Source organism: Pantoea sp. 1B4 (assembly GCF_016925765.1).
Classification (GTDB): Bacteria; Pseudomonadota; Gammaproteobacteria; order Enterobacterales; family Enterobacteriaceae; genus Pantoea; species Pantoea agglomerans.
In genome coordinates, this window is the sequence record NZ_JAEUWZ010000006.1 from 1 (window position 1) to 12,439 (window position 12,439).

General features: G+C 55.6%; 12 protein-coding genes. 3 read left to right on the top strand and 9 right to left on the bottom strand.

The features are described from left to right. Positions 1-60: 60 nt before the first annotated feature. Positions 61-438 carry a S24 family peptidase gene (locus tag JNO11_RS24145; protein ID WP_325178070.1) on the bottom strand — a complete coding sequence of 126 codons (378 nt, stop codon included), beginning with the start codon at positions 436-438 and terminating at the stop codon, positions 61-63. 376 nt (positions 439-814) lie between these two features. On the opposite strand from JNO11_RS24145, the gene JNO11_RS24150 reads away from it, so the two are divergent. The 3 genes from JNO11_RS24150 to JNO11_RS24160 all read left to right on the top strand — a co-directional run bounded on the left by JNO11_RS24150 (position 815) and on the right by JNO11_RS24160 (position 2,758). After that, positions 815-1,630: a RepB family plasmid replication initiator protein gene (locus tag JNO11_RS24150; protein ID WP_325178129.1), complete on the top strand. Its 816-nt coding sequence runs from the start codon at positions 815-817 to the stop codon at positions 1,628-1,630. Positions 1,631-1,986: 356 nt separating this feature from the next. Beyond that, positions 1,987-2,358, top strand: a complete 372-nt coding sequence (locus tag JNO11_RS24155) for a hypothetical protein (RefSeq protein ID WP_325178071.1) — start codon at positions 1,987-1,989, stop codon at positions 2,356-2,358. Between the two features lie 202 nt (positions 2,359-2,560). After that, the gene (locus JNO11_RS24160) at positions 2,561-2,758 is read left to right on the top strand and encodes a hypothetical protein (RefSeq protein WP_325178072.1); all 198 of its coding nucleotides are present in this window, start codon (positions 2,561-2,563) and stop codon (positions 2,756-2,758) included. Positions 2,759-4,551: 1,793 nt separating this feature from the next. On the opposite strand, the gene repA (JNO11_RS24165) is transcribed toward JNO11_RS24160, so the two are convergent. The 8 genes from repA (JNO11_RS24165) to mobF all read right to left on the bottom strand — a co-directional run bounded on the left by repA (JNO11_RS24165) (position 4,552) and on the right by mobF (position 12,435). Beyond that, the gene (repA, locus tag JNO11_RS24165) at positions 4,552-5,484 is read right to left on the bottom strand and encodes a plasmid replication initiator RepA (RefSeq protein ID WP_325178073.1); all 933 of its coding nucleotides are present in this window, start codon (positions 5,482-5,484) and stop codon (positions 4,552-4,554) included. 291 nt (positions 5,485-5,775) lie between these two features. Further along, the gene (gene repA / locus JNO11_RS24170) at positions 5,776-6,024 is read right to left on the bottom strand and encodes a replication regulatory protein RepA (RefSeq protein ID WP_039390291.1); all 249 of its coding nucleotides are present in this window, start codon (positions 6,022-6,024) and stop codon (positions 5,776-5,778) included. A 134-nt stretch (positions 6,025-6,158) separates the two neighbouring features. Beyond that, entirely contained in the window at positions 6,159-6,695 is a 537-nt protein-coding gene (locus JNO11_RS24175; RefSeq protein ID WP_039390287.1) for a phospholipase D family protein, read from the bottom strand. An 86-nt stretch (positions 6,696-6,781) separates the two neighbouring features. Then, a complete protein-coding gene (locus JNO11_RS24180) occupies positions 6,782-7,072 on the bottom strand; it encodes a hypothetical protein (RefSeq protein WP_325178074.1) in 291 nt (96 codons plus the stop codon). A gap of 88 nt (positions 7,073-7,160) precedes the next feature. Next, positions 7,161-7,295, bottom strand: coding sequence for a hypothetical protein (locus tag JNO11_RS24185; RefSeq protein WP_325178075.1), 135 nt, complete (start codon positions 7,293-7,295; stop codon positions 7,161-7,163). Between the two features lie 4 nt (positions 7,296-7,299). Beyond that, positions 7,300-10,983: an AAA family ATPase gene (locus JNO11_RS24190; protein WP_325178130.1), complete on the bottom strand. Its 3,684-nt coding sequence runs from the start codon at positions 10,981-10,983 to the stop codon at positions 7,300-7,302. Continuing rightward, positions 10,922-11,470: a hypothetical protein gene (locus JNO11_RS24195; protein WP_325178134.1), complete on the bottom strand. Its 549-nt coding sequence runs from the start codon at positions 11,468-11,470 to the stop codon at positions 10,922-10,924. The genes JNO11_RS24190 and JNO11_RS24195 overlap by 62 nt, the downstream gene beginning before the upstream one ends. Continuing rightward, positions 11,410-12,435, bottom strand: coding sequence for a MobF family relaxase (gene mobF / locus JNO11_RS24200; protein ID WP_325178076.1), 1,026 nt, complete (start codon positions 12,433-12,435; stop codon positions 11,410-11,412). Before mobF ends, JNO11_RS24195 begins: the two co-directional genes overlap by 61 nt. Between the last annotated feature and the right edge of the window lie 4 nt (positions 12,436-12,439).

Here is a 12,439-nt window from a genome sequence, read left to right on the forward strand (position 1 = left end):
TCTTTAATCTCCGGCTTAGTGTCACTCATAACAGATAGTAAACCTCATAGCTTATTAGTGTCAGTCACCAGACGGATTGTTAAAACCCAATCCTGCAATGTCATTAAGTGCATAAGCTACAACGCCCCAGACAGGCAGTTCCTGACTTTCATCGAGCAAAGTAATGGTTTCATCGCCGCTTAGCTCCTGAAGGGCTGGAACAGGTTTTATAAGAAGCCTGCGCAGTACAAGCTCACCCTCAACCTCAGCGACAATGATGTGCCTGTGTTGTGGAGTAAGTGCACGATCAATGGCCAGAACTGAGCCCTGCAAAATTCCAGCTTCAGGATAACTACTGTCGCTACGCACAAGGAACGTTGAATGAGGAGATAGCGTGACCAGATCACCCAGATTCAGTCGCTGTTCTGCAAAGTTTTGTGCAGGATTCTGAAAAGCCATTTCAGCTCCAATATGCTTAAAATTAAGGGAGTTAGAAAATTTTTATCCACATATCCAGTTGATAGATCAATTCTTTTAGATCATATAGAGATCAAGTAGAGATCAATAGAGATCACCATCTCTATAACCGATTGATAGTTAAATAAAAAACATCACTTAAGGCGGTCACTTTCATAATTTTAGCGGTTACTTTCATAAGAAAAGCGTTTACTTTCATAAATTAGGCGGTTACTTTCATAATCCAAAAGCGGTTACTTTCATAAATCTGGGTGTTATTTACTCATTCGGTGTGGATAAATGGAAAAAATTCAGGAAAACAGTGAGATAGAAAGCCCTTTTTGCATCATTAAAAAAAGAGTCCAACACAAGTTATGAACTGACGCCAAACAGCAACAAATCTGTTCAGCCTGTCGCGCTACTTCGTCTCAGCGTATTCACACCTGTCGCACCCAAAGAAAAGGGTAAACGCGACTTCCTGATCGATGCTTCCGAAGAACTATCAAGTCTGGAAGTAGCAAGACAGGAAGGTTACACCGATATTAAAATCCAGGGGGCAAAGCTAAGCATGTCCACTGATTTTAAAACATGGATAGGCGTAATTTCTGCCTTTTCAAAGTATGGCTATAGCAGCGAAAAAATCACGTTACCTTTCTCTGAGTTCGCCCGAATGTGCGGTCTAAAACCCACGGATATCAACGGACGAGCCCGCGCACGCTTGCATGACTCTCTCTTTAATCTTTCCAGTGTAACTCTCTCATTTCGTGGTAAAAATTCAAAAAAATCCCTTGTGACCCATCTCGTTCAACGAGCAGTTCTTGACTATGAAACTGACCAGGTTGAAATTGTCGGAGATAGTAGTCTATGGGAACTTTATCGTTACGATCATAAGGTTTTGCTCGGCTTAAAAGCGCTTTCAGAACTGGCGAGGAAGGAAGCAGCGCAATCGCTCTATGTGTACCTGGAAAGTATGCCCGCAGGCCCTTTGTATATCTCAATGAAACGCTTTCGTGAGCGCCTTGCTCTTGAATCGCAGATAAAGGATCAGAATGCCATTATCAGGCGCGCCCTGGCTGACTTAGTCAGGATTGGTTATCTCGATGTCACTGAGTACAAAAAAGGCAGGGAAATCATGTTTGTTATCAATAGCCGTTCGCCAAAACTTCAGGCGATTGGACGAGCAGCCAAAAAATAGCGGTCACTTTCATAACGGCTGCTGCGCAGGGTAGGGTACTTTCATAAGGCCTCCTCGCAGAGTAGGGTACTTTCATAAATCAGTGCCGGTAAGGTAGGGTGCTTTCATAAGAAAGGCTCTACGGGACACAGTGTGCTCCACAAAAACCGCCCAAATGGTGTTTTGGAGAGCGAAAATTTATGAAAGTGACCGCCTTTGAGGTCTGCCTTATGAAAGTAACCGCTGTACTAGGATGAAAGTGAGATTACTTATGAAAGTAACCGCCTTTATCAAACTGACTGCATGAAAATGACGTTTACGATCCTCCCCAGCTCAGGGTATGAATCAACATAACTTGTATGGAGTGTTTAGTCGGAATGGAAACAGCTCAAATATACGTAACAGGTAGTGGTGACCCGCATACTCGACTTGGCTTCGCGCGCGTACTGATCGAACAGGGCTCCCGGAAAACGCCGTTCATCTTTAACTACGAAGACACTACTTATAAGCGCAGCCAGATTCAGGGCATGATTGATGCTGTGCTGCAGCTTCATTGCCCGCACCATGTAGTGTTCGTCAGCGCCTCACCACTGGCGTTAGAAAAGGCTGAGACTGGCGAAGGGCCTAACCGGGATCTTATCTACGAACTGTATCGCGTTCTGTCTGCTAAAGGCTGTACACACGCATTCGATTTTCGGGTAGGGAAAGCTAAAGAGATAAACAAATTGCTGTCTGATAACATCATCTAAGCCTATGCTCTTAGCTTCTTTTAAGCTGTACGCAGCTTTTGTCTTCACCATAAAATCTCAATGAGACTATGATAAATCCAATCTCTAAAATTATGCTAAAAGAGCTTATTTACATTAGCAGGCATAACTTCATTTCATGCAGGAATTCAAATGAATAGTAAAAAAGATTGAGCTTGATGCTGCCAAAGAAAAACTGTCGAAGTTGATTGAAGATTTAGACAAGGTAGAACGTGAATTCGATAAAGCGAATGAACATTCAGCACACTATATGGGAAATGATCAAACGATAGAAAAAGCCAGGGACGAAAAGGCAAGAAATGCTTACGAGCGTATGGCTGGAGTTAAGGAAGAGATAGCTAATCAAACTAAGCTGATTGAAACACTCGTAAATGCCTATTAAGCAATAGCTTTCGTGCGTCTTGAATAGCTGATTTAAAGCCAGCTACAGTTTTTACCAAAACATATCTTACTCATCCCCTGTGCATGCTAGCAGGGCTTTCCTGCCGTATCGAAACTAAAATCAGGGATCTAAATTGTTAAAGGCCGTGGGGCGGTAACCCACGGCCTTATCTACGTTTCCTCTATCTTCAGAAGAAGATACGGATCAGTTCCAGAAGCACGATAAGTGCTTTCAGAACCATGATTGCTTTATCAATCATGCGTTTCTCCAGTTTCCCGGAGGAGTAACACCGCGACGTACTCTTACACTGCCTGTGGTCGCGGCTCTCTCATTGTTAGATGTAGAGCGTTCTCCTCCTGCCAGAGCACTGAAACAGCACCACCTGTTTTTCAGCCAGGACTTACAAAACCTTCATACCCGTTGCAGGGCTTAAATCAGGAGGAGCGAAATACAGAGCTAACCTGCTGATTATACCGCGCCTCCTCTATCAATCCACTAAAACCGCTGAGTATGTCCAGTGCCTTCAAGTGCGTTGTAGTGCACTGTGCAACTGGCACAAGTTGCAATCTACTGCGCCAGGGATATAATTAAACACGTTAGATGTAGAGCGTTCTCCTCCGGTCAGAGCACCACCTCCGCACCGGAAAAGTAAAAAAAACCCGGCCTCACCAGTCGGGTTTTTTTTACGCCCGAAATCCGCTATTCCCATTTATTCAAAAGCCGTTAAGTAATCAACATGCAGTGTGTTAATGAGATTCTATTGACTATATGTGGTGATTGCAGATCTTAAATCGCAGCATTTTTGATCTGAAACAAGGACTCTTCACCCCGGTGTAAAATGTCGCATTTAACCTGGACGTTCTGATGCTGAGTATGGCGTTGCTTCAGATCTCCCCCTTCAGGTCGCCATCACTGACCCAATTACAAGCTAGGCTATGCGCCCGACTAGTCAAAAGGCAGCCTAAACGTACAAAAATTTTCGATATCCAAACTGCCCACTATTTTGGCTGGTAGGCCCCTAATGCCGCATAGCGGGATGGAGGCGCCAACTGTAGCCACATATTATCCCGCAGCTGAACGGCGCCGGTAGCGCGGCGCAGCCGCTTCCTGACGAATATATCGCGCAAATCCAACCATGCCCTGCTAGACGCCGTTGAAGCAGCGGCCTTTTAGGCGCACAGAAGCTAGACGGTCGCAGACGAAAGGAAGAACCCGCAGCACTACTTATAGCCACTCGAAAACTATAGTTACAACACCCATTAATCAGCCACTGCAGTTCCGGCCCTTTGGGCCGGGCGGCGGCGGCTGTTCAGTGGGGGCAACCGGGTTTCAGGTCCGGCTCAGGTCTGGCTGGAGAGGGGCACGTGTTATACGGTTCTGCCCGGAACGGGGTTAATAGTGCTACCATTGGGTGTTGTAACTAATGTGTTCTGCCCGCCGTCTGTCGGCGGGAGCTACCTCAGTCTTTTGATTCTGAGCGGCGCGGTCGCGTGCGGCCGCTGCAAGCGAAGGCATTAAACTTATCCACGCAAAATGCCGGTATGAAAACCTTATTAGTTATTTTGATTATTTCTTTCTGACGTAAGTCAGGACTATTTTGCGCGTAGCGCTGATTATGATTGCCTGTAACCTGCGGATATTAATTGCGGGTAACTGTGGTTAAAAAAAGCGGCACGCTGTTTTGCAGCCACGATTCGTGAATTTCCGAGGAAATGCCGGCGCAGAAAAGGGCGTTCAGTGCCCGGCACAAACGACTTTACCGCCAGTCAAGGCGGTTAAAAAGGTAGGTCGTGTCAGTGGACTATATCGGGTATTTCAGGGAGTACGGGCTCATAGTCGAGCCCCAGCTCCAGCTGTCGCAGACACTTCCAGACCAGGCGGTCAAAGTCTTCAGTCGGAAGATTGCGCCAGACGTGAGCCGGACGCGTGCGCAGCAGCTTGGCCATCGCGTTACGCCTGTCATCGAGCGGCAGTTTACTCAGGCGCTTGCGGCGCTTCTGCTTTGAAGCTTTTTCGCGACGGCTTATCAGCGTGGCCATGCGCATATTTTCATACCAGCGGCGGCGGGCGGCGCGTACTGAGGCGTGCGTGCCTGGATCAATGATGCCATCAGCCTCAGCAGCGAGACGCTCATTGCGCTCCGCGAGAAACTTATTCATATCGATGCCGCACAGCTGCCAGAACTGATCGGTCAGCACGATATGTCGCGGCATGCAGTAACCCGTCACCGGGTCCATTTCCAGATCTGGACGCTCTATCAGGCCGTAGCGCTCCCATTCTTCAAACAGGCGGGATATCCGGCTGGGTTCAACGCGAGTTTCCGGAATGACGTCGCCATTTTCATCTTTCGGGCTCAGCTCATCAGCCAGTTTGCTGCCGTTAAAGGTGACCACTGACGTGGCCAAATCTGCGCGCTGCACGCACAGCGGCCACATTGCGTCATACAGCGCCTGCTTTTCAGGCCGGAAATCACGTTTCCGGCCTGCAGCATCACGAAGGTGGACAAAATAGGGATGCCGGGACATGCGCTGGCGCAGCGTCATTTTGCCTGTGCGCTTGTCTTTGGCTACAAGCCGGCTCATGGCGTGCCCCATCTGACCGGGAAGACGTCTGTAATTTTTCGGTGCAAACCACTCCGGATTAGAGCATTTGCAGGCAGTGGAATGATCGCCACGGTGGCGTTTGTCAGGTCGTGATGATGTAGTGAAGGGTATCTGCTTAAACATGCCTGCCTGCGCTTATATTGCGCAGGCGGAGTAAGCCCAGAACGGATTGTCTTTTTCTGGCCATAAATCTATACTCCCTGCACAGGGCAATAATCCTGTGCAGAACGATACTGAAACCCCGTTAATCCTGTGGTCGCCAAACTCAAGGGATTAGCGGGGTTTTTACTTTTCTGATTTGGTCATACCGCCTCAGATCCCTGCCACCTTACGGCGTGGCCAGCCATAAATTCTTAACTGTCCGTAATCTATCACCTGATGAAGCGTTCAGCAATAAAGTGAACCCTTCACATCCTATTTTCTACGCCCGGTTTCGTTCTCGATAAGACGTTCAAGAACCTCTGCCTGCGTCAGGCCATCAGCTTCGCAGAGCTTTATCAGCGCCTGTTTAATCTCAGCTCTGATAAAGACTTTTATCTCTTTATGAGTTTCCCGTTTTCTGGCCTGGTAAGCTTTTGCTCGCTCATTGTCAGATGTGGGATTCTGCCGGCTGCGGGTGAGTTTCTTTGCGGGGGCTGATGTTACTGAATCACGGGGGCTCATGCTCGTACCCTGCTGCAAAATAAGACTTTCCGCAGAATACCATAAGCCAAATCAGTAATGCCCTTTCTTTGTGATACCTGAGCAGCAGCTGGCGAACTGACTGCTCCGGCGTTACGGACGATAAGCTGCGGCTGTCAGTACGGCAGTCGGTAGTCTGTTCCGGCGTCCCAGCGGGATTGCCAGTGCTGAAGATAACGATCGGCAAGTTCCGGCATACCTTCGATGACCAGCGCGTTTTCGCTGTTGTACCGGGCGCCCGCGCGGGTGTAGTTGACGCTGCCGGTTTCGACCGTGCGCCCGTCGGCAATGATAAATTTGTCGTGCAGGGCTGCATACCGGCCATTCAGTCGGACAGGAATGTCACGCGCCGTAAGCACGTTTATGGCCACCTGGCTTTTGCGATTCTGGTTCGCCTTTTCATCAAGCACCACGCGAACGTCAACGCCGCGCGCTTTTGCCCTGACCAGAGCAGTCGCCACATCAGGGGACGTGAAGCTGTAGCCGGCAAGCCGGATTTCGGCCTTGGCGCGGTCAATGACGCCGAGCACCAGTGCTTCAGCGCTGCCTTCCGGGGAAAAACCGACGCTGACGCCGGGCGCGCCGCTGGCGTGCCCGGCAGGCGACAGTAGCGTCAGACTGCTCAGGAGCAGTGGCACAAGAATGACTTTCATGAGGGTTCTCCGGGGGTCGTGAGCGTGCGGGATTTTCAATCCTGGACGCGAGGGACCGGCCAACCGCAGGGCGGCAGGCCGTTTGTTCAGTCTGCCTTGCCGGCAACCAGCACGTTCAGCAGGACCAGGTCGGAATACGCGTAACGCAGCAGCTGAAGGCCGGCAAAAAATACCGCCGTATTCAGAAAGGGCAGCAGCCACAGGCTCATATTGTGCATGGCCATACCCGCCAGCGGCGGCATGATAAGCGCGCTTATGCCTGTAGCCACAAACACGGCGGTAAGGTTTCGCCCGCGAGCAAAGCGTCCTTTTTCCCGTGTCACCAGCTGCGGATGCAGCAACAGGGTCACCGGCATCATGCCCGGGCGGGTTTTCATATCCCGGATGCGCGCTGTTTCGGCATCGCTCAGAATATGTGTGTCAGAAAAATCCTGAATGAACGCGTCTACTATGCTCTGCACAGCTTCACTGCAGCGAGGCTCTCCGCCCCCCTTTACTCCAGCGGCGAAGCAGTGCGCCTTTTGATCTGAACTCAGGCATCCAGGCCGCCAGCATCATCAGGGAAACGGCCACGGTGGTCGCAATCAGAAGTAATGTCATAGGGCTACTCCAGGGTTTTTTGAGGTTTATGGCCAAACTCCGGCTCAGGTTCACTGCGCTCGTGGCGCATTACATTGACTTCATCGTTCATCATTGCGGAGCGCTCCTCCCGCTCCGGCGACAGGTCGTAGTCGCGGTAATCAAATGCCTCCTCTTCCTGCAGCTCTTCAAGCGCCGCCGCCAGCGCCGCCTCGCGTTCACTTTCCCTGTCATCCGGGGCGCTTCGCGCGTCATCCTGCACGACAGGTTCCGGCTCTTTCTCCTCCTCTCCATGTGCGGCCCTGACAGCTTTCTCCAGCGCCTCGGCTTCACGGCGGTCCAGCTCCTCACCGCCCGATGTGGCCGTTGCTGCTTCTGCAGGAGCGCCTTTATCGCCTGAACGTTCACTGTGGTCAGCAGAGAGGACTACCGGACTGTCCGGGTTGTCCTTCATCAGCTGGAGCGCCTCCGCTACGTCCGCGGCTTCCAGCACCTTTCCGTGCTTTTCTCCGCGCTGCAGAACAATACGGCTGCCGTCCGCGGCCCCTTCATAGTGGGCGGCTGAAAAATTTACCTCCCCGCTTGAGGGCGACACCGGAACGTGCCAGTTTCCGCGCTGCCGGCCGTGCTCGTTAATGACCGGCCAGAGCATCTCCGGCGTTTTCCCCGCCATAAACCGTGCGTCCGCCGTCAGGTCCTGATCGACCCGGTCTGCCAGACGTGTACCGGACACCGGCAGGCTCTTATCCCACGCCTGTATTTCCCGACCTGCCCGTACGTCCTCCGCACGCATAAGCACGTCGTGCACCGTCTGTCGCCGGCCGCTTTTACTCTCCACCCGACTGGCCCACCCGGACATGTTGTCGAAGTAGGTCTGAACGTGCTCTTTTGCCCTGGAAAGCTGCACGTAGGTGCTGTCCAGTGCGGCCATCATCTTCCGTGCACCCTCCTCACCAAACAGGCCAATCAGGTACTTCACCGACGCGCCCTGTGAGCTGTAGGTCGTTACGGCATAGCCATAGTCCATGTGGCGGTCGGCGTACTGCCCGGCTGGATCGAAAGAGAGCTGGCGATCACCGGTATCGAGCGTGATTTTTCCGTCTTCCGTTACGCCGGTGACCACTCCCATGTCGCTGGCGCGCAGGTTGCGGTCACGGTCCGTTGCCGTCAGGCGGATTTTTTCGCCGGGGCTGATTTCCCGCTGCACTTCCTTAAATACGGCTACCTCCTCCTTGCGCAACTCGGCGGGTCGGATCCAGCGGTCTGCTGTACCGTCCAGCCCGGCCATACGCACCACGCCGCTCTCCGCGTCGGTTTCGCCGACCCGGTAATACTGCTCGCCCCGGCGTACCACGTTGCCTGCCTGCTCTTCCCAGAACGTCTGACGGCCCAGATCGGCGTTACTGTTATTCACGCGCACCAGCAGCGGCACCGTGACACCGTCACCCAGCGCGCCCTGATCCTGAAGTCGCGCGTGAACCGCGTCGTTTATAGCCTCGCGGTCGGCGTTCAGCTCCGCCACGATAAGCGTGTTGTCACGCGCCTCCGGCGTCCGGCCGGCGTAGTCGTCGGCAATCATGCCGGTCAGATCAGGTTTTTCGGCCTCCCCGCCTGCGCCTGCAGGCCCTGCCTGCGCCAGGCTCTTGCCGTCCATTGCGCTGCTCTCCGGAACGTATGCGCCCGGCTGGCGCGGCACGCTCTGCGGGCTGGTTTCCGCCGAGATGCGCACCGCCTCCCGTACGTTACCGGCGATGACAGCCTCTACGGCAGGCTTCAGCGCCGGGATCTGCCGGACGATTTCCTTCATCACCGCCACGTCGGCGGCGCTGCGCTCCAGCGCCAGCGCGAACGGTGCGCCGGACTCCAGCGACTTGAGCTGGTCCTGGTCACCGCTCAGCACCGCGCGGCCCCCTCCTTCGGCGATCACGTTCATCAGGGAGGCCATCTGGGCGTTGCCGTTCATGGAGGATTCGTCGATAACGAACACGGTGTTGCGAAAGTCGCGCGCCTGCCCGGCTGCCTGCCACTGGCTGCTCTCGCTGAGAAAGCTGGCAATGGTCTGCGCCGGAATACCCGCGCCGGACAGCTCACTGACCGCCCGGTGCGTGGGTGCAAGGCCGCGAATGTCCGGCGCGTCCTCTGCGGCGGCGAGCGCCGCCGCCACGGTGCGAAACTGCGTGGTTTTCCCCACCCCGGCGTAGCCCTGGATGGCGGTAAAGCGGTCGCGGGTGGTCAGGATGAGGTTGCCCGCTTCGCGCTGGCCCTCCGTCAGTCCCGCGGCCTTCTCCTCGCTCAGGCCGCCAGCCAGCAGCGGCTTAACGCTGTTTTTCCCTTCGGCGACGTGGCGCAGGATAGACACCTCGTTCTCAAAGTTCTCGCGGGAGATGTACTTCCCGGCCGCGCCCTGCTCCGCGCTGAGTTCGAGAATCTCGCCGCGCTGCACCAGCCGTGACAGCTCCTCCTCCGCGCGCGCCGGCGTGATGCTGCGGTCGGCGTTTATCACCCCGGCCAGCGCCCGGACGCCCGTGAACGTCACGTCGGTGCCGGTCGCTTTCTCGATGGCCAGCCTCATCGCGCGCTCCGGCTGGGACATCTTCCGGGACTCAAGCTCGCGCAGCGCGTCGGTCAGGTCACTTTCGCCCGATAGCGACTTAATGCCCTTCGTTACGCTGACAACCGGCCGGTTTTCCTCAAGCCGGCGGCCGATAGTCGCCTCATCCAGCGGGGTGAATGCGATCACGTCTGAGCCGCTGCGGCGCAGCATGTTCACGGTCGCGTCATTTACCTCCTTGCCTGCCAGCACCGCCACCACGCTTCCCTCTGTGCGTCGGGTGGAGCCAAAAGATTCGGCGTAGGCGTAGTCCGCGTAGAGCGGCGCGTTACGGTCGAGCTTCACGCGATCGCCCTTTGAGTTTTCCATCGTGATGGTGTCTTTAAAAAGCCAGCGCCCTTCCTTCACGCCGGTGACGATCAGCCGCTCGCCACTGCTGGCGCGGCTGCCGATATCGGCCGTTGCGCGCAGCTGCTCGCCCTCGCGCAGCTCCAGCTTTTTCTCCCGGTAAAGCCGGTAATGGCTGTCGATGCTGCTGATGCTCACCCCCTGCGTCTGGCCCTTTTCATCTTTCAGGGTCAGCAGGTTGTGACGCTCGCTGACCCCCGTGATGGTGAACACTGACTTCTGACCCTGCCCCTCGTGCTGCTCCAGCACCATGCCTGCGCGGTACACGCTGCGGTCGTTGCGGTTGCTCGCGTCCAGCCACACCCGCACCCGCACCGTGGCCTCGCCCAGCACCCGCCCGAGCTGTCCCTCTTCGGTCAGGACCTCACGGGCCCGGGACGTGAGCTGGTCGCGTGTGCGCGCGTTGCCCGCCTGCAGCGACACAACCCGTCCCTGCGCCTTTTCATGTGCGAAGTAGCGCGCCGCCACACTGAGCCGGTCTTCAACGGTGTCCTTCTGCACCATCGTCACGCGCACGTTCTCGGTCTTAGGCGTGGCGGTGAACTGCTTCACCCCCGCACTGCTCAGCACCTCGGAGGCAAAGCCCGCCGTACGCCGCGCATGCGTGTCAGTAACCAGCGTGGTGCTATCGTGCTGCGCCGCCGTCTTCAGCACGTCGTGCATACCGGAGGTGTTAAAGCGCTCGGACTCAGCAATCAGGACCAGCGGTCGCGCCGGCAATTCGGCCGCAGTCATCTCTTCGGCAGTCATGAGCGTTACCCCGGGCCTGTCCCCGAAGGTGGCCAGCTGGCGCTTGCGCGCGGCTCCGTCGGCCGCCACAACAACAAGCGGCCTCCCGCTCTCTTTGGCCATCCCCATGATGCTGCTGTTGAGATCGCTGACGAACTGCGTGCCCCCCGCGTACATCGATGAGCGACACTGCCCGGTCCGCGTCGGCCACCTGGGCCAGCACGCCCTTTTCACCGGCTGGCGCCACAAGCCCTCCGCGCTTCTCCGCGAGCCCGGCAGCCAGCTGCGCCAGCCGCGCTTCATCCCGGACGTGGGCTGCGGTGGTGAACAGCGTCTGGTTCTTGTCCACGGCAATCAGCTGGCCGCGCCCGATGGCATTATCGACGGCGCTGCGGGTCTGCCCGTAAACACCCGGGGCGACCGGGATGTGGTTGAGCACGCTGGTCATCACGTCGTCGTAGGTGACGCGCACGCTTTTAGACGACAGCCGCTCGATAGCCTCGCGCACTGCGCCCTCCAGCACCGGCGGCGTGGCGGCTTTTTTTCCTGACCGGCGCTTTCGGCTTCACGCTGCTGACGCCGCTCCGCCAGCTCTTCCCTGAACGTCTGCGCATCAAACCCGGTATCCTTCAGCACCGACTGCCAATGCTCACGCAGGGTTTCGGGGTCTTCAAAGTGCTTGGCCTGTCGGGAATCCAGCGCGGCCATGCTCTTCTGCTTCGCCGTCGCGTTTTCGCCGACCCGATCGAGTATGTCCTGGCGACGCGAGGAAAAAGGCTTCACCGGCACACCGGTGATATCCCACTCCCCGCGCGGCCCTGTGTCTTCCGTCTGGTAGCCCGCCGGTTCAATGATGGAGCGGTAATGGCCGCGATAGAGAGCACCGATGCTGACCTGCTCGTTCCACACCACGTCCGTAAAACCCTGTTTGCCGTTGATGTCAGTGGAAAGGGTTTTCCAGCCGTTTTCTGACAGCGTAGCGTTGGCGACAACGGCGTGCGTGTGCATCTGAGGTTCAAGATTGCGGCTGGTATCGTGCATGAAGGTTGCGATCACCAGGTTGCCGGTTTTCTCCATTTCAGTGATGCCGTCGGTCATGGTGCGCGTGGTCGCCAGCTTTTCCACCTCGTCCAGCGTGCGTCGTACCGCCTCTTTATGGGCGTCCACCAGGAAGGTGTCGCCAGTCACGAGTGCGAGCACAGACGCGCTTTTAGGGGCGGAGAAGGTCAGGTCATAGCCCGGGCGGTGTTTGTTGACACCACCTTCCATGCGACGCATGTCGGTGCCGTCCGGCAGCTGGCCTTCCAGCACTGCCACGAAGGTATCGCGGTTAACCGGGCCCTCAAGGCCCAGATTTTCTGCGCCTGTGCCGTACCACTCCGTGGACTGCTCCCCGAGGAAGTAATAATTATCTTCATTGGTGTAGTAAGCGCCGGCTTTGCCGGCGTTTTTGACTGAAGAGACTGACAGCATGATG